We start from the raw sequence: 17,817 nt of genomic DNA on the forward strand, positions 1-17,817 counted from the left end.
CTCACCTCTTGCTCTTGATCGCGGTGCCGAGCACCTGCAGGTAGGCGACCAGCGCGTCCATTTCGCTCTTGCCCTTGAGGCTGGCCACGGCGCCGGCGATGTCGTCGTCGGTGTAGGGCACGCCCAGGGTGCGCATGGCGCGCAGCTTGGTTTCGGTGTGGCTGCTGTCCAGGGCATTGGCGACCAGCCATGGATAGGCCGGCATCTTCGATTCCGGGACCACGTTGCGCGGGTTGTACAGGTGCGCGCGGTGCCAGTCGTCCGAGTAGCGGGCGCCGACCCGTGCCAGGTCCGGACCGGTGCGCTTGGAACCCCACAGGAACGGGTGGTCCCAGACGCTTTCACCGGCCACCGAGTAGTGCCCGTAGCGTTCGGTCTCGGCACGGAACGGCCGGATCATCTGCGAGTGGCAACCGACGCAGCCTTCGCGGATGTAGATGTCGCGACCTTCCAGTTGCAGCGCGGTGTAGGGCTTCATGCCTTCGACCGGCTTGTTGGTGACGTCCTGGAAGAACAGCGGGACGATCTGGGTCAGGCCGCCGATGCTGACGGCGAAGATCATCAGCAGCATCAACAGGCCGACGTTCTTTTCGATCACTTCGTGTTTCATGGCGAACTCCTCAGGCCATCTGCGCGTTGGCGGTGACGGTGGCAGGTACTGCGCCGCGCACGGTGCGCCAGGTGTTGTAGGCCATCAGCAGCATGCCGCTGAGGAAGATGGCGCCGCCGATCAGCCGCACGACGAAGCCGGGGTGGCTGGCCACCAGGGTTTCGACGAAGGAGTAGGTCAGCGTGCCGTCTTCGTTGACCGCGCGCCACATCAGGCCCTGGGCGATGCCGTTCACCCACATCGAGGCGATGTAGAGCACGGTGCCGATGGTGGCGAGCCAGAAGTGCGCGTTGATCAGGCCGATGCTGTGCATCTGCTCGCGGCCGAAGACTTTCGGGATCATGTGGTACAGCGCGCCGATGGAGATCATCGCCACCCAGCCGAGGGCGCCGGCGTGAACGTGGCCGATGGTCCAGTCGGTGTAGTGGGAGAGGGCGTTGACGGTCTTGATCGCCATCATCGGGCCTTCGAAGGTCGACATGCCGTAGAACGCCAGGGATACCACCAGGAAGCGCAGGATCGGGTCGCTGCGCAGCTTATGCCAGGCGCCCGAGAGGGTCATCATGCCGTTGATCATGCCGCCCCAGCTCGGTGCCAGCAGGATCAGCGACATCACCATGCCCAGCGACTGGGCCCAGTCCGGCAGGGCGGTGTAGTGCAGGTGGTGCGGGCCTGCCCAGATGTACAGGGTGATCAGCGCCCAGAAGTGGACGATGGACAGGCGATAGGAATACACCGGGCGTTCGGCCTGTTTCGGCACGAAGTAGTACATCATCCCGAGGAAGCCGGCGGTCAGGAAGAAGCCCACGGCGTTGTGCCCGTACCACCACTGCACCATGGCATCGGTGGCGCCGGCGTACAGCGAGTAGGACTTGCTCAGGCTGACCGGGATTTCCAGGTTGTTGACGATATGCAGGATCGCCACGGTGAGGATGAACCCGCCGAAGAACCAGTTGCCGACATAGATGTGCTTGGTGGTGCGCTTCATCACCGTGCCGAAGAACACATAGGCGTAGGCGACCCAGACGATGGCGATCAGGATGTCGATCGGCCATTCCAGTTCGGCGTATTCCTTGGAGCTGGTGTAGCCCAGCGGCAGGCTGATGGCCGCCAGCACGATCACCAGTTGCCAGCCCCAGAAGGTGAACGCCGCCACCTTGGGCGAGAACAGTTGGGTCTGGCAGGTGCGCTGTACCGAGTAGTACGAGCTGGCGAACAGTGCGCAGCCGCCGAAGGCGAAGATCACTGCGTTGGTGTGCAGCGGGCGCAGGCGGCCGAAGCTGGTCCACGGCAGGTTGAAGTTGAGTTCGGGCCAGACCAATTGGGCGGCGAGGAAAACCCCGAGCCCCATGCCGACGATGCCCCACACCACCGTCATAATGGCGAATTGGCGGACCACCCGGTAGTTGTAGGCGGTACTGATTGAAGTGTTCATGGTTCCCCATCCACGGTTCGGGCCAACGCGCAGACGGCCTGCCAGGCGGCCTGCATGTCCGGCCCGGAGTTATAGGCAGACTAAAGCACGCCAAGCATGGGCAAATAGCCAGTGGCGGGTATTGACGGGGGTCAATGGGCTCCTCCATGAGCCCGTTTCGTGCAGGGAAAGTGGGCGCCGCCCGGCCATCGCCGGCAGCGCCCGGTGCGGACGATCAGTGGCAGGGCAGCAATTGCGTGCCGATGCCCAGGCCCGAGGCATGGTGGGTCAGGGTCACCAGGCCAAGGTCGACGGTGAGTCCTGGGTGGGTGGTTTCCGGTGCATCCGGCTTGTTCATTTCCAGTACCAGCAGGATGAGGCCCAGCGAACCGGTCTTGGGGGTCATCGACCAGGTGAACTTCTCCGTGGCGGGCTGCAGGGGCCAGCGGCTGCCATAGAGTTTGCGGATGCGCTTGAGCTCATCGATACCCGGCAAGCGCAGCCCTTTGGTCGTGGCGCGCTGGGCGGTCCTGTCACTGTTGCCGACGCCCAGGTCGTAGCACAGCAGCACGCCATGGACGTTGACCCGGTACTTCTTGAACTGCCCGACCTTGTCGCGAACCACGATATGGGTGCTGCCATTGCTGCGGACCGTCACCCGACCCTGCTGGTCGACAGCCGCGACCTGCGGGTTTTCGCTGCTGTAGGTGTAGCCGGGGACTCCACCGCTGGCGACCCGCTTGAGCGAGGTGCCCGGACCGAATTCCGGCAGGACCTGGGGGCGGCAGGGAATCAGGAAGATCTGGCCGCGCAGGTCGACCGGGCTGGTATCGAGCACCAGTTCGGGCACTCGCGTCTTGGCACGCACGGTGAGGATCAACCGGGGGAACACCAGTGCCGTCGTTTCGTCGAGGCTGCCGTCGAAGCTCACCTTGAAGGTCAGCGTCAGGCCGCTCAGGTCTTTCAGGCTGTCGAGATCGACTCGTGGCAGCGCGCCATCGATGACATCGGCGATGCTGGTGACGGCCTCCGCGCTCCACAGCGTGAAGTGGTAGCGCGTACCGTTGGCGCGAGTGCCGGCGACGTGCAGCCAGATCCGTTGGCCAACCTGGATGTGTGGCCATTTCCGGATTTCGACGTTGGCGTCGGTGGCGAAGGTGTTGAGGTCCAGTATCCGATTGTCCGGGGCCTGGCGCACGAACGGCACCGGCAGTTTTTCCTGGGCGATGGGCAGCACGTCCAGAGGGAGGATCTCGGCGGGTGACAGGACGCTGCCCCGAGTGACGACATAACCGACGTCCACGCGCTTGCCGATATTGGCGCTGACGGCGGCGTGGTCGGTGAAAAACGCCAGGCTCCCCTCGGGGCTGCCCGGCTGGGCGGGCAGCGTCGGCGTTCCGCTGCCGGGTGTCCCGCGCCAGTAGGCCTGGACGCTGTCGCTCTGGCGCATGTCGGCATAACGCACGTCAATCGTGGCACCGCGCAAGGCCAGTTCCGGCAGCAGCAGGGTGTCGAAGGCCTCGCGCACCTGCGGCCGGGGCAGGTCGAGGGCGCCGGTGCTGACCGGCAAGTGCAGGGCCAGCGAGGCCAGGGTGTCGCCGGCGGTGGTGGTGACCTCATAGTGCAGGGTGACGGAGCCGCCGCCAAGTACGCTGACCTTGTCATCGGGAATCAGGAACAGGAGATCCTTGCCGATTTCGTCTTCGCGCAGGGTGACAGTCTGGTCATGGGGCACTTCGTCGCCATTGGCCATCTTGCCGAGCCAGACCAGCCTGACCTGCTGGTTGGCCGCCATGAACGCGTAGGGCTCGACATGGGTAATCACCTTGCGAAAAGCCGGGTCCAGCACGTTGCCGTTCTGCTCGGCGAGCGGCACTCGTGGCGCCTTGAGAATCCGGGCCTGGCCGGTGATGCGCAGGGGCAGGCTCTTGGAGCGTCGAGTCGGTTGCTCCGCCACCTCGACGAAATAATAGAAGCGCGCCTGGCCCTGGAGGATGGCAATGAACTGTTGGTTCGGCACCAGGAAGGAGACGAAGGGGGCCGTGTCATGACCGGGGCTGGTGTGGGTATAGGGTTCCAGTGGCTTGCCCTCGGCGTCCTCGCGCTCGACCACCAGGCGTAGGTTGTGCAGGCTGCTCATCCCCTCGTAGCGCAGTACCAGCACCTGGACGTCGGCGCCGCCGAGTTCGTCCAGGTTCAGCATCATGCCCTGGGCCCGCGGCACAACGGGTGCCTGCAGCGACGGATCGCCGATGCCGACTTCGATGATGGCCGGACGTGACCATTGCGACCAGTTGTCGACCGCGTCGCGAATCTCGTAGCGCACGATGATCGAGTCGGAGTTGCCTGCATCGTTGATGATGGCCGGATCGATGGGAATCACCACTTCATCGCTTGGCTCCGGCAGTTGCGGATGGCGGACGTGGCGACCATGCCAGGACACGGTGATGCGGTCGCCCGGCGCCATGTTCGGATAACGCTTGACCACCACGCTGACGCCTTCCGAGTCTTCGATCACGCCGGGAGGCAGGATCTGCGGCAGTTCGAGCTTGTCGTTCTCGCAGACCGTGCCACCGTTGTCGGTCTTGCACGAGCGATCCGGAGCGCCCGGAACGTCCAGTTTGACCCGGATGGTTTTTTCCGCCTCCTCCGGTTCTCCACCGGGGAAAGGGGTGAGGACATAACGGACCCTGGTCATGCCCGAGGCGATCCAGCGGGTTTCGACCTTCAGGGTGATATGACCCGTGACCGGGGTATTGTTCTGGTGGGTATAGGTGGCGACGGGCTCGGGATGCTCGCCCCAGTACAAGGCTATCTGGTCCCTGGGCTGCAGTTGCAGGGGCCCGACCAATACCGGCAGGGCGCGTTGCGGATCGATCACATCGGTCGCTCCCACGCCCAGGTCGTGGAAGCTGTTGACCAGCGGTGGGGCCAGGGCCCGTGCGGCTCTTGGTCGGCGCAGGCTGGCAACTGTCGCCGGCGTCCAGGTGCTGTCCACCGGGCCAGGGCGCAGCCATTGCGTACTGCCGAGCAGGACACTCAGGTTGCCGGTGGCGGCGACTTTCCGGATGAAGGCGGCGTCGGCCAGTTCGAGTACCTGGTGGTCCGGCGAGGTGGCCTGCTGCGGTAGCGCACCGTTGCTGCACAACTGGCGTTGCGCCTCGGAGGCACGCGGGGTGTATTTGAGCAGCGCCCCGTCGGCGGCGGACAGATAGAGCCCGCTAAGGTAGATCTGCTGTTGTGCCAGAGTCTGGGTGACGAAGCAGATCGAGGTGCTGGAAAAGAAATCCGGTGCCGCCAGGCGGCCGTTGTCCTGATAGGCCGGGCCCGTGGCATGGGCGGTGTGCAGGCCGTACAAGTCGTAGGTGGCGTCGAAGGTCAGTGCCAGGCGTTCCTGCTCCAGCTCCTGGGTGCTGGTCGCGTCGATGGCACGGGTGACCTTGACCGCCTGGTCATGGCTGAAGGGTTCGAGGCTCGCATAGCTGTGATTGTCCTGGCGCCGGTAGATGGCATTGACCAGCAGTTGGTCATGACGACGGTTGATCCGCTGGTGGCTGTGGCGCGCGGCGTCATCGGCATGATTGAACAATGGGCCGACCTCGTAGCGCTCCAGCACCACGGCTGCCGTCCCTGCCGGGTCCCAGTGCGCGGTGATCGGCCCCCGTGTCGACCAGAAGCTGCCGCCGTGCAGCACCTGCAGCTTGCCCGAGGCTGCGACCTGGCGCAGATAGGCCAGTGGCGTCAGGCTGCCATTTTCCAACTGGTCTTGGGTGGCGATACCGTCGCCGGCGAATATCGCGCCCTCGGCGGTTTCGTCCTTCGTGGGAAACAGCTCGACCTGGTACTGGAGCAAAGCGCCATCGGCACTGGACAGGTACAGATTGACGCTCGACTCCAGGCCGGGCGTCTGCGATACCGGACAGACGCCACGGGCAGTGGCGATCAGGTGGGCGAAATCCCGGGCACCGATGAAGTTCCGGTACAACGGGTCGTCCTGCAGCCGGGTCGGGCCGGACCGGGCCGGGGCGACATAGACTCCGGCGAAGTCGTAGCCCTGGGCGATCATTTTGAACAGGTCGACATGTTCCGGAAACACCCGATAGCGGTTGAACCGGGAACCTTCGTCGGCGACGGCGGTGGTCGCTACATATTCTTCGCGGCCGGTCTTCCTGAAGATGAAACCGAACAGCGTATCGCTGCGTTGCCGTAGCGGCGCCAGGGCGTGGCGCAGGGCGTCCTGGGCGTCGATATGGACCGGGCCCAGTTCCGGGAAGGCCGTGGTATATCCATGGTTGGCAATCGGGCGGCCGTTGCCTGACCTGAAACCGTCGGCCGTGGCGTCAAGGCTGGAGACCACGCCCTTGTGTACCCAGATGGCACTCGGCACCAGCACCAGCAATTCGCCGGCCTGCAACAGGTCGCGGGCATAGCTGGCGAGTATGCCCTTGTCTTCGCTCCTGCCGCTGCCGATCCGGCGTTGCAGCGTATTGTCCATCACCTGCAACGGGTGCTCGACGGGAGGCGCCAGTTGCTTGAACAGCACCTGTTCATGGGCCGAGCCGCTGGCGGTGTAGCGAGTCAGCGAGCCGTCGCTGCCCGAGAAGTAGCGATAGCGAATGGTGCTGCGCTCCTGGATCGCCTGGTGGATGGCCCAGGTAGGAAACAGGTTGTCGTTCAGTTCGGCCTCGTCTTCGGGCAGGTGGATATCGGACGTGCCCAGGCGCGAGTGATAGATGCCGACGATGCTGTGGTGTTCCGGGAAGAACGCCTCCCTGATCGCAGCGGGAAAGATCAGCGTGTGATCGAAGGTTGCGGTTGGCGATGGCCACGGTTCGGTGGCAACGAACAGGCCGTCCGGTCGCTGCAGGACCAGGCCACCATGGATTTGGTCATAGCGCTTGGGAATCTGCCCATGGGCATGGCGCGCCGCGTCATCGGCGCGAGCAAACAGCGGCCCCAGCAGGCGGCGCTGGAAGTGCTGGTACGGCTGCCAGCTGTCGCTGACGGTGCCCGGCCGGTCCCATATCTCGCTGGTCTGCAGTACGCTCAGGGCGCCGGCGCGGGCCAGCCCATGGACGAAATACCTGGCCTCCAGATTGCCCAGTGTGACCTGTTCACCGAGGCTGGGTTGGCTACCCTGGCGCTTGAGCAGCAGATCGTCGGCCTGGGTGTCGCGCGACTGGTACTTGAGCAGGGCGCCCTCGTGGGTACTGAGGTACAGCGGCAGGGCCGCGTCCGGCGAAGCATCCGGGCGCAGGTAGGGCAGTGCGGCGGCCAGGTCGGTCGGCGTGAAACCGTTGCGGTATTGCCAGCTGTCGCCAGTGGGCAGCGGCGTTGGATACAGTGCCGCGCTATAGCTGATGGCCGCCAGCTCGAAATCGCCGGGCAGTCGCGGGTTGCCGTCGGCGTCGGTACCGAAGGCCGATGCCGGGGCGAATGTCGGGTGGCTTGCCTTGAGTGGCTCGCAAGCGACATAACGCGCCAGTTGTCGATGCTTGAGGATGAAGCTGACCCGCTGCTCCTGGTGTTTGCCCACCAGGCGTTGGTGGGCATGGCCTGCGGCGGCTTCCAGGGTGTCGAACAGCGGCCCCAGGGTCGGCGCAGGCTGGAAGGCCGGCTGGGTGATCGGATAGGGACTCCACTGCGCCGGCAGCTTGCCAGGCGCGCCCCAGTAACGATCACCCCGGACCAGGTGCAGGCCCTGGGCCTGGGCCAGCAGCTTGATGAAGTCGCTGGGCAGCAGCTCGCCATTGTCCAGCTGTTCGTCGATGGCGCTGCGGCCCGAGCGGGCCTTGGGCAGCAGGCGAATGACCAGTTCGTCCTCCGCGCGGCTGTCGCTGGGCATGTACTTGATCAGGTTGAGGTCGCTCATCAGCACATAGAAGGCTTGCAGGCCGGTGGAGCGGCCGGCGAGGGTGGCCAGCACTTCCTGGCCGGTGATGCTGCGGTGGGCCAGGCGGAATTCGTCCTCGGGCAGATTCGCCAGTGAGCCGGAGCGGCTGACCTCCCTCAGGTTGATGTTGGAGCGATACACGGCGTACAGCCGGTGTCCGGCGGGGAAGGCCGACAGGCCGGTTGCCGTGGTGGGATAGAGCTGGCTGGCGTCGAACTGCTTATCCTGGGTGGCTTGCGGGCGGGTAGCCACGAAGCTCTGGTCGTCGCGCTGGAAGATCAGTCCGCCCAACTGCTGGGCGCGGCCGCCCAGGGTGATTTCCTGGGCGTGGCGTGCGGCGTCGTCGGCGGATAGAAACGCGGGGCCAAGCTGCGGGACGGGGATATCGGCGAAAGGCGCCCAGGTGTCGGCCGAGACGATACCCAGCCGATTCCACAGGCGACTGCCGATCAGGACCCGCAGGGTCCCGGCCTCGGCCAGTCGGCGGACCCATTGCGATGTCGCCAGTACCCCGTCGAGCAGTTCCTGTTGAAAGCGCTCGGCGCGTTCCTGCCAGTCCCCGTGCGAAGGAAACAGTACTTCCTCCAGTTCGCTGTCGCGCGACTGGTAGCTCAGCAGGGCCCCGTCGGCGGTGCCGAGGAACAACGGCAACGGCAACGGCAATGCTCCCGGCTTGCGCAGGCGTCGGGCCTGGTCGAGGCCGGCGAGCAGGTCATGCGGGCGCAGGGTGTTTTCATAGAGCCAGTTTTCCCTCGGGGGCGAGTGTCCAGGCAGCAGGTCGGCCTGGGCGTAGAGACCGACCGGCACCACGGCCGGCGCTAGCTGCCGCAGGTCAATGGGCTCGAACAGCGAGGTGCTGGCGGCCACGGGCTCCGTGCCGGCGAATTCATCCTTGAGCGAGTTCTTCACGAGGAGCGACTGTTGCCGGTACAAGCCCTTGAAACCGACCTGGCCATGTACATGGCGCACGGCCTCATCCAGGCTGGAGAAGGTCCGGCTCAGGGCGACGGCGGGGCTGTCCAGGCGCGCCTTGGCGATCCTGACGGCGGCGTCGACCGGTTTCCAGGCCGCATCGATACGTTGCACCGGCCCCCAGAAGGCATCCGTGTCGATGATCGACAACTCGCCAGCCGCGGCCACCAGGTGAATCAGTGCCAGTGGTGTCAGTGTGCGGCTCTTCAAGGCCGCGAGCAGTGGCGCCGGCAGTTGCAGCAGGTTGCCGAGCATGGCCGAGGGCGCTTCCAGGCCCGCCCTCAGTTCCTGCTCGGCCTTCGAATCACTGGAGACGTAGCGCAGCAGCAGGGTATCGTCCACCGCCAGGTAGAACGTTCCGAACAACGAGCGCTGGGCCAGCGCCGGATACAGGTAGCCGATCTTGTCGGCAAAGCCCGAGCCCAGTGCCGTTTGTACCTGTTCGTCGCGGGACGGGCCGGCGGCGACCGGGCGGGAGCTGTAGGACACATAGCCACCGGCAACCCTATGCCCCTCGGGCGCTTCGCTGTCTGGCGCGGGCCATGGCGTGCCCGTGTTACCCTCGCGGGCCATGAACTCTTGCGGGGGACTGGCGTGGAACATGCCCTGTGGGTCCCGTGTGAGAATCCCCCTGAAGCGGATATCGGTGCTGAATTGCGAGGCTTGGTAGGTGGCCCGCAGTGCGTTGCATCGGGCCCGTGCGTCGAGCATGGCGGCATCGAGGCTGGTGAAGGCTGCGCCGACGGTGGGCGACGCAGGGGGCGAAACGCTAGCGCGGGAATCGCTGTGCGACGGTTCTGAGGTCATGACATTACCCGTTTGGCAAAATGAAGGCGGGTGGCCGTCCCAGGGGCGGCGGCCCGAGGCTTCTGAGTTGTCGGAAGCTGTGCGGTCATTCTCGAAAAAGACCTCGTTGGCGAGGCGTTACATATCTAGGTCGCGGGCTGGCCGGGTAGATCGGATCGAGTGAATTGAACAGTGAGGAGCGAGATGGACGGGCAGGCAGGAACAGGCCGGCAGGGTTGGCTGCATGACACGGCAGAGGCCGGCGGGGTGGTACCGACGCTGATCCTGGCTCACGGCGCCGGAGCGCCGATGGACAGCGATTTCATGAACCACATGGCCGCTCGCCTGGCTAAGCAGGGGATCGACGTGTTGCGTTTCGAATTCCCCTACATGGCTCAGCGGCGCGTGGACGGAGGCAAGCGCCCGCCGAATCCGCAGGCTCGGCTGCTGGAGTGCTGGCGCGAGGTTTTCCAGGAGGCCAGGCATCAGGCCCGCGGGCCGCTGTTCATCGGTGGCAAGTCGATGGGCGGGCGCATGGCCAGTCTGCTGGCCGACGAGCTCGGGGCACGGGGCCTGGTCTGCCTGGGCTACCCCTTCTATGCCGCAGGCAAACCGGAGAAACCGCGGGTGGCGCATCTGGCCGATCTCGCCACGCCGACCCTGATCGTCCAGGGCGAGCGCGATGCCCTGGGCAATCGGCAGGCGGTGGAAGCCTACGCGCTGTCGGCGCAGATCGAACTCTGCTGGTTGCCGGCCGCCGACCATGATCTCAAGCCGCTCAAGTCCAGTGGTTTCAGCCATGAACAACACCTGGACACGGCGGCCCTGCACGTGCAGGCGTTCATTGCCCGGCATGCCGGCTGAAACACCGAGTGCCCGCGGGTTGGCAGGTGTCGCAAGGCGGTTCAGGACGAACCGAGGCTGACCACCACCGGGTTGGCGGGCGACTGCTTCGACCAGTTGCCGACCCGGTCATGGATCTCGTAGCGCACCGGCAGGCCAGTGGAATTGCCGGCTGAGGCGACGAGGCTGGCGGGGATCGCAATCACCACTTCGCGGTCCAGGTCCGTGCTGGCGAGGGGCGGGTGATCGAGGGTCAATGGGCCCCACCTGACGCGGATCCGATCGTCTTCGCTCATCTGCGCATACGGCGCAACGATCACCCGGACGCCCTGCGGATTGACGATCACCCCCGGCGGTTGCACGGTCGGCGCCGACAGCGCTTCGTTTTCGTAGGGCGTCGCCGGATCGATGTCGATGCCGCCGGGTGGCTCCAGCTTCACCTGGATGAGGGTGACGTCGGAGTCCTGCGGGGTGCCGCCGGGAAAGGGCGTGAAGCGATAACGAACCGGCACCGGCTCGCTGGTTGAATGAAGGTGGGTGAGCGCCACCGCCAGTGTCACGAAGTCATCGATCGGCGGTTCGTCCTCGGGGTGTTCGTAGTGGCTGACGGGGTCGATACCCTCGCCCCAGTACAGGTCGATCCGGTCCCTGGGCTTGAGGTTCAGCGGGCCGACCAGCACAGGCAGGGGTTTTGCCGGGTCTTCTACGTCGACGACGCCGACGCCGGCGGGATGGGCACTGAGGATCACGGGTTGATCCAGATTTCGCGGGTTGATGTTCGCGGACATGGATGAAGTCTCCTGGTGATAAAAACGGGTAAGGGGTCAGGCCGAAGGCGGGCAGATGCCGCTCACGCGCATGTCCACATAGGCGCTCTGGCGCTTCGAGCGGCCGGTTCCGCCACGGCCATCGACGCGGAAGGTGGCTTCGGCGTGGCCGTAGCAATGGCTGTCCAGCACGGCCTTGGGCACGCGCAGGTCGTAGCCGTTGTTCACCTGCTGCGCCGTCAGCGGATCCGAGGTGTGGGGCCATTCGACCTGCTTGTCGCCGCCAATCAGTCGGTTGAAGCCCTCGTAGAGGAAATGAATGACGTCGCCTTCGCTGATGTTGAGGTAGGGTCCAATGTGGACGGGGGCACCTTCGCCGCCATTGACCGGATTGATCGCACCGTGTTCGTTCAGTGCGGTGAAAATCGGCGCCTCGGGTCCGACCGGTCCGCCGGGCAGTTCGTCGCGGGAACGGACGATGATGCCCTGTTCGACCGACACGGATGTATTCGGGTTGCCGGCCTGGGTGACGCTGTAGCTGACCCGGATATCGGTGCCGGTCCCTACCGGCCGAAAGCGGTTGTTGGGCACTGGGCGGGTCAGTTCGCGGCCGGCGCTGACGTCGCCGCTGCTGATGACATAGGGTGGTTCGAACATCGGTTGTCCGCCCCAATGCAACTGCAGTTGCTGCCCTTCGACGAAGCCGGGGTTCCAGGCAATGATGGCGCTGGCGTCACGCTCGAAGTCATGTTCGTCGATCAGATTGTCGACGGCCTCCGGCGAGGCCCCGCGAATGCGTGGTTGGCGCAGTTCGCCGGGCACCGGCAGCCGGGCGCGGACGACGATATCCAGTGGTAGCGAATAGCCGATCACATGGCCTTCGCGGCTGAGGTCATAGCTGAGGCGGATATCACCGTCTCCGGCCCGCTCGATGGTTTCGAAGTTCGCCTCGATGCGCAGGATGATCGGTTGGCCGAGGGATTCGGGGGCGAACGGGCCGAGTTCGACGGTGCCCCAGTGCAGCAGGATCCGGTCGTCCGCACCGACCAGATCCGAAGTGGGAATCGAGACTTCGATGCCGGCTTGCGCCTGTTCGTGGTCGATGGGCTCGGCATAGCCGACGATGATCGGGGCCGGCAGGTCGGTCACCGGTTCGTTCAGCAACAGCAGGACATCGGTGGCGGTCGAGTCCTGGGAGAGGTTGCCAGCGCGATCGGTGACGTTGTAGTGCACCGGGCCGTTGAAGTCGCCCAACGATTCGAGAAAGTCCCGGGGAAACTCGATGATGACCTTGCGCGCCGCCATGTCGTCCTCGTCGACCTGCCCGCCGGGGCCTTCGGTCGCGCCCCAGAACGTCCTGATCCGGTCGCCGAGGTCGAAACCGTTGTAGCCGTGAACAGTGCCAGGCAGCAAGTCGCCCAGTTGCGTCAGTTCCTCGTGGGTCAGGCCATCGCGGACTTGGGCGGGAAACTCCAGGGGGGCGAGGCTGGGGAAGCCGGGCGCGGTGGTGTCGATTTCAATCGGGGTGGGGAACGATTCGGTCGTACTGTTGTTGTCGGTATTGCGCACCCGGTAGGCCAATTGGTATTTGCCTTGGGTCAACACGTCGACGGGCAGCCAGAGTGTCAGCCGATCGCCGGGGGCATCGTCGTCTTCGATCGGGGTCGGCGTTCCCAGGGGCACCTGGTCCCAGAGCAACTGGTAGGTTTCGTTGGTACTGGGGTTGTCCCAGACGGCGAAGGTCACGGGAACGGGGGCGTTGAGGATGGCGATGGGCAGCAGCCCTTCACCGTCGTCCAGTGCGGATTCGACCCTGGGTTTTTCCAGGGCCGGTTCGAGGGTGCGGCGGTCTTTGTTTTCCAATGAGTGGTTCATGGCATTTCATCCCCAGTCCAGCTCGGCTGGACGGCAGGCGCGGACAGGTCGCTCAGACCTGCCGCGGGTGATTGACGAGTGGCTGTGCAAGGCAACCCTGGGCCGCATCGACCCAGGGGCCGGCGGTTACTGGCAGCCGAGTCCGGGGCGGCTCATGTCGACGCGCACGTGAGCCACGGCGGACGTGGCCGGTTCCTGGTTGTGTTCCGGCTTGGGTTCGACGCGGAAACTGGCTTCAGCACGGCCCACGCACAGCGTGCGCAATACCGTGGCCGGTATCTGGAAGCTGTAGCCGTTGACGATGTCCCACTGGTCCAGTTCGCGCTGGTCGATATGGTGGGTGCCCGGGATCGGGTTGTTGTTGCGGTCGAAGCCATCGAAGGTCATATGGACCGTGTGGCCTGCCTTGATGTTGTCGTAGGGATCGACATGCAGGGGCGTGCCATCGGGGTTCTCGATGGGACCGACGACACCGCCGGGAGTGGTCCGGGTGAAGCGCGGCGCCTGCGGGCCGAGTTCCCCGCCAGGTTGTTCGGTCCTGGAGCGCACCGCCACGTTCTGCGCAGGCGCGACCACCATGTTCGGGTTGCCGACACGGGTGACGCTGTAGCGCACGGGAATGGCGGCTCCGGTGCCCTGGGCCTTGAGAATCGCGTTGAGGATCGGGATGGTGAAATCCACGCCGGCGTCGAAGTCGGACTGTTTGATTTCATACCACTGCGCAACCTCCTGCTCGCCCCAGTGCAGATTGAGCCAGTCACCGGCCCGCAGCCCGGTCACCCAGCGGAAGAGGGCGCGGGCATCGAGGTCGTAGTCATCCGGGTCGATGACGTTGTCCTCGACGTTCGGGTTGCTGCTGGTGCCCTGGACAGTCAGCACGCGCAGATCGTCTTCGGCGACGGGCAAAGTCAGGAACACCTCCACCGGCTTGATCAATGAACTGCCCACCAGGTCGCCCTGGCGATAGACCTCGTAGCGGACATCGACCCGGCCTTCCGGAATCAGATTGATAACGTCGAACTGCAGGACGGGCTCGAGTACCGGGTCATTGTTTTCGTCGCCTGGGCGCAGTTCCAGCTCGGGTAGCGGGTTGTCGGCGCCCCAGAACAGCCGGATCCGATCACCCGACAGGGCCCCGTCATAGCGTGGAATACCGACAGTGACACCGGACTTCGCGTCCTGGTAATCGATCAGGCCGTCATCGGCCTGGGCAACCAGCGGCGCTGGCAGGTCCTCCGGGATGTCGGCCAGCAGCAACCTGACATAGGTCGGCTCGGAGCGTGGCGAAAGGTTCAGCGCGCGGTCGGTGATGAAGTAGGTGACGGCGGCTTCGCTGCTGCCGATCTGCGTCTCGACTTGCTCGAGGAAGGCGCGGCTGAAGGACAGGGTGACGCGTTCGTTTTCCACATCGGCCCATTGCACCGCAATGCTCGGGCCTTGGATGGAACCCCACCAGGTCTGGATTTCATCGCCATCGGCCATGGTGCTGTAGCTGGTCACCAGCACGTCCAGTCTGTCGCCCAGCGCGGTCAACTCCGCGGAGGTCAGGCCACCTTCCACTTCACGGGGAAAAATCATCGGGCCATGGAATGGCAGGCCCGGGGCGGTCTGGTCGATTTCCAGCAGGTAATCGAAAGAGGGTTCCTTGACGCCGTTATCGTTGTTCTTGATCTCGTAGCCCACCCGGTATTTCTTGTCCGTGGGGTTGAGCGGATCTCTTTTTTCCACCAGATAGTCCTGCGGAACCTGCAGGTGCAAGTGTCGGGTCGGATTGTCCAGATCATCCTGGGTGATATCTGTCCAGTCGTCCGTTATTTCTTCGCCCTCCCATAATAGTCGATAGGAATAATGCAGCCCTGCGTCGGGCGGCAAGGGAAAGGTGATATCCAGCGGCGAGTTCAAGGCGGTGATCGGCAACAAACCATCGATAAGAGCCAGCGGCACGTCGGGTTGCGGGTATTTGTCGAGTTGGGTCCTGTGGTAGCCGGTCAGTCCCAGGCTGATATGAGTCTTCAGGTTGCACATGGTTTATTTCCTCTTGGGGAATTGCGGGCGAATAAATGCCGCTCGTGGTTAATGAGTGTGCAAGTATTCAAGTTATGTTTGATAAGTATTGACGATAAAGAAAATAAAATTCTTTATCTGGATTTGAAGTAAGCGGCTTTTGTTTTTGGTGTCAATGGGGTTTCCGAAAAATAATATGTTTAATTTTTATTTTGCCTGTAGGAGGTTTTTTATTGAATTAAGAGAATCACCTTGTCAGTGCCCCGGAGATGTTTCGTGTTAACACTGATGAGTGCTCCGCAAAATGGTTCCCTCAATACTCAGGCGAGGGAAAGATATGTTGTACCTAAATCGAATGAACTCCGGGCTTATCCATAAAACCGGATTGAAGGTCATAGGATTATCCTGGGGTGCAACGCTCAGCTTTCAGGCCCACGCGATTCAGGTCGATAACGGCAATGCCGTTACCGGTACCGTCAGCAATCGGATTGAAACCTTGAATGCCTCCAGTCCGGTTGAGTCCTGGTCAGTCATTGATCGGGGGCTTCTGCAGATCTTCGACGGCGCGGTCACCCAGTCGGTGAGTGTCAGGGGGAACGCCACAGGGGCTTCCGACGTCGAGATCAACAATGGGACGGTGAATGGTGAGTTATCCCTGTCCCATGGCCGGGCCACCCTCGTCAACGGGACCGTCAACAATGCCAACGGCCGGGCCTTGCTGGTCGGTACGGTCATGAATGGCGGGTCGCCCCTGAGTTCCTCGGCGAGTCTGCAAGACAGTCGCGTGGCCGGCATGGGGATCGGGGCGATTGTCTCTCCGCTGGGGCAACTCACGCTGGACCGTTCCAGCGTGACCGCCGTGGCCGGTGCCGGCAATGATGGCGAGGCGATCCGATTGGCGGGCAGTACCCTGCAGATGACCAATGGCAGCTATGCACGCGGGGAGTCGGTTGGCCTGCATATCATCGGCGATACCAGCGGCCCCGGTTCGCCGCCGATCGATGTGTCGACCCAGGTGGTGCTGGACCATTCGACGCTGGAAGGCCTGGGCGGCCCGGCCATCCGGATCGTCGACGGCTCCAGGGCCGACATCGTGGTGCAGAACGGCTCCAGCCTGCTGTCCGGCAACGGCACGCTGCTGGATGTCAGGGAAAACAGCACGGTCGGTTTCACCGTGGGCAACTCGGTCTTGAGGGGTGACCTGGTCGCCGACGGCAGCAGTACCCTGGATGTCACCCTGCAGAACAATGCCCAGCTCACCGGCAACCTGATCAATACGCGGAGCGTCGCCATCAACAGTGGCGCGAACTGGACAATGGTCGACGATGCCGAACTCAAGTCACTTTCGCTGGGGGGCGGCAGCGTGACCCTGGGTTCGGCCGGCCAGTTTCGCACCTTGTCATTGGGTGAGTTGTCCGGCACCGGGTTGTTCAACATGCAGGTCAATCTGCGGGGTGGCACCGGCGACCTGTTGAATGTCGAGGGCGAGGCCGATGGCCGGTTCCTGCTCGACATCGAGAACACCGGCGTGGAGCCCGATTCGCCGGAAATCACCCCGCTGCAGGTGGTGCATACCGAAGGTGGCGATGCGTTGTTCGAGGTGGTCGGCGGCAGTATCGACCTGGGTGTCTATTCCTACCAGTTGCAAAGGCAGGGTGACGACTGGTTCGTCGTCGGCTCCGGCAAGACCATCAGCCCCTCGACCCAGGCTGCCCTGGGCCTGTTCAGTGTTGGCCCGACCGTGTGGTACGGTGAGCTGGCGACCTTGCGCAGCCGCCTGGGGGAGATCCGTACCAGCGGCGCGGGCGGTGGCTGGATGCGCAGCTATGGCAGCCAGTACAACGTGACCGCAGACGCCGGGTTCGGCTACAAGCAGCGCCAGCGTGGCGTGTCCTTCGGCTTCGACCTGCCCGTGCCGGTGTCTGACGGGCAACTGCTGGTCGGGGTGCTGGCCGGTCATAGCGAGTCCGACCTGAGCCTGAGTCGTGGTACCGCCGGCAAGGTCGGCAGTGGTTACCTCGGTACCTCCGCTACCTGGCTGATGGACGAAGGCTATTACCTGGATGCGGTGGCCAAGTTGAACCATTTGCGCAACAAGGCCGATATCGCGATGACCAACGGTGTCAAGACCAAGGGCAGCTACGACACCTTCGCCTATGGCGGTTCGCTGGAGTTCGGCAGGCATATCCCGTGGCTGCAGGATGTGTTCGTCGAGCCCTATGTCCAGTTGTCGACGGTCAGAGTCAAGGGCGAGCGCTATACCCTGGACAACGGCTTGCGCGCGCAGAACGACCACACCCTGTCGGTGCTTGGCAAGGCCGGGGCGACGCTGGGGCGCAATCTGCAACTGGCGGATGGCGGCCTGTTGCAGCCCTACCTGCGGGCCGCAGTGAGCCATGAGTTCTCCCGCCATGGCAATACCGTCAAGGTCAATGATGTCGCGTTCGACAACAGTCTGTTCGGCTCCCGTGCCGAGCTGGGGGCCGGTGTCTCGGCGACCTTGTCGAAAAACCTGCAGTTGCATGCCCACTTCGACTACATGAAGGGCGAGCACATTGAGCAGCCCTGGGGGGTGAACATCGGTGTGCGCTACGGCTTCTGACCCTGGCGTACCTCGATGGTCGATAGAACCCTCGACGCGTCGAGGGTTTTT

The 17,817-nt window shown here is 64.0% G+C and carries 8 protein-coding genes; 2 read left to right on the plus strand and 6 right to left on the minus strand.

Annotation, left to right across the window (positions count from 1 at the left end; translation table 11 throughout):
* Position 1: 1 nt before the first annotated feature.
* The 3 genes from ccoO to AC6I6U_RS13405 all read right to left on the minus strand — a co-directional run bounded on the left by ccoO (position 2) and on the right by AC6I6U_RS13405 (position 9,696).
* Entirely contained in the window at positions 2 to 610 is a 609-nt protein-coding gene (gene ccoO / locus AC6I6U_RS13395) for a cytochrome-c oxidase, cbb3-type subunit II (RefSeq protein WP_497882397.1), read from the minus strand.
* Positions 611 to 620: 10 nt separating this feature from the next.
* Positions 621 to 2,045 (minus strand): cytochrome-c oxidase, cbb3-type subunit I, encoded by a 1,425-nt coding sequence (ccoN, locus tag AC6I6U_RS13400; protein ID WP_497882398.1) that lies wholly within the window; start codon positions 2,043 to 2,045, stop codon positions 621 to 623.
* Between the two features lie 214 nt (positions 2,046 to 2,259).
* Positions 2,260 to 9,696 (minus strand): immunoglobulin-like domain-containing protein, encoded by a 7,437-nt coding sequence (locus tag AC6I6U_RS13405; protein WP_497882399.1) that lies wholly within the window; start codon positions 9,694 to 9,696, stop codon positions 2,260 to 2,262.
* A gap of 183 nt (positions 9,697 to 9,879) precedes the next feature.
* Here AC6I6U_RS13405 and AC6I6U_RS13410 point away from each other — a divergent pair, with 183 nt between their 5' ends.
* Positions 9,880 to 10,539 (plus strand): alpha/beta family hydrolase, encoded by a 660-nt coding sequence (locus tag AC6I6U_RS13410; RefSeq protein ID WP_497882400.1) that lies wholly within the window; start codon positions 9,880 to 9,882, stop codon positions 10,537 to 10,539.
* A gap of 41 nt (positions 10,540 to 10,580) precedes the next feature.
* Here AC6I6U_RS13410 and AC6I6U_RS13415 read toward each other — a convergent pair whose 3' ends face one another.
* The 3 genes from AC6I6U_RS13415 to AC6I6U_RS13425 all read right to left on the minus strand — a co-directional run bounded on the left by AC6I6U_RS13415 (position 10,581) and on the right by AC6I6U_RS13425 (position 15,185).
* Entirely contained in the window at positions 10,581 to 11,306 is a 726-nt protein-coding gene (locus tag AC6I6U_RS13415; RefSeq protein ID WP_497882401.1) for a hypothetical protein, read from the minus strand.
* A gap of 36 nt (positions 11,307 to 11,342) precedes the next feature.
* The gene (locus AC6I6U_RS13420; RefSeq protein ID WP_497882402.1) at positions 11,343 to 13,160 is read right to left on the minus strand and encodes an addiction module component; all 1,818 of its coding nucleotides are present in this window, start codon (positions 13,158 to 13,160) and stop codon (positions 11,343 to 11,345) included.
* A 126-nt stretch (positions 13,161 to 13,286) separates the two neighbouring features.
* A complete protein-coding gene (locus AC6I6U_RS13425) occupies positions 13,287 to 15,185 on the minus strand; it encodes a hypothetical protein (protein ID WP_497882403.1) in 1,899 nt (632 codons plus the stop codon).
* Between the two features lie 364 nt (positions 15,186 to 15,549).
* On the opposite strand from AC6I6U_RS13425, the gene AC6I6U_RS13430 reads away from it, so the two are divergent.
* Positions 15,550 to 17,766 (plus strand): autotransporter outer membrane beta-barrel domain-containing protein, encoded by a 2,217-nt coding sequence (locus tag AC6I6U_RS13430; protein WP_497883027.1) that lies wholly within the window; start codon positions 15,550 to 15,552, stop codon positions 17,764 to 17,766.
* Positions 17,767 to 17,817 lie beyond the last annotated feature (51 nt).

The organism is Pseudomonas sp. UTLPPB19802 (assembly GCF_059730225.1).

Bases quoted from the DNA above. Each gene is read 5' to 3' on its own strand.
- AC6I6U_RS13410 (WP_497882400.1), top strand. From the start codon at position 9,880: ATGGACGGGCAGGCAGGAACAGGCCGGCAGGGTTGGCTGCATGACACG.
- AC6I6U_RS13425 (WP_497882403.1), bottom strand. From the start codon at position 15,185: ATGTGCAACCTGAAGACTCATATCAGCCTGGGACTGACCGGCTACCAC.
- AC6I6U_RS13415 (WP_497882401.1), bottom strand. From the start codon at position 11,306: ATGTCCGCGAACATCAACCCGCGAAATCTGGATCAACCCGTGATCCTC.
- AC6I6U_RS13420 (WP_497882402.1), bottom strand. From the start codon at position 13,160: ATGAACCACTCATTGGAAAACAAAGACCGCCGCACCCTCGAACCGGCC.
- ccoO (WP_497882397.1), bottom strand. From the start codon at position 610: ATGAAACACGAAGTGATCGAAAAGAACGTCGGCCTGTTGATGCTGCTG.
- AC6I6U_RS13405 (WP_497882399.1), bottom strand. From the start codon at position 9,696: ATGACCTCAGAACCGTCGCACAGCGATTCCCGCGCTAGCGTTTCGCCC.
- ccoN (WP_497882398.1), bottom strand. From the start codon at position 2,045: ATGAACACTTCAATCAGTACCGCCTACAACTACCGGGTGGTCCGCCAA.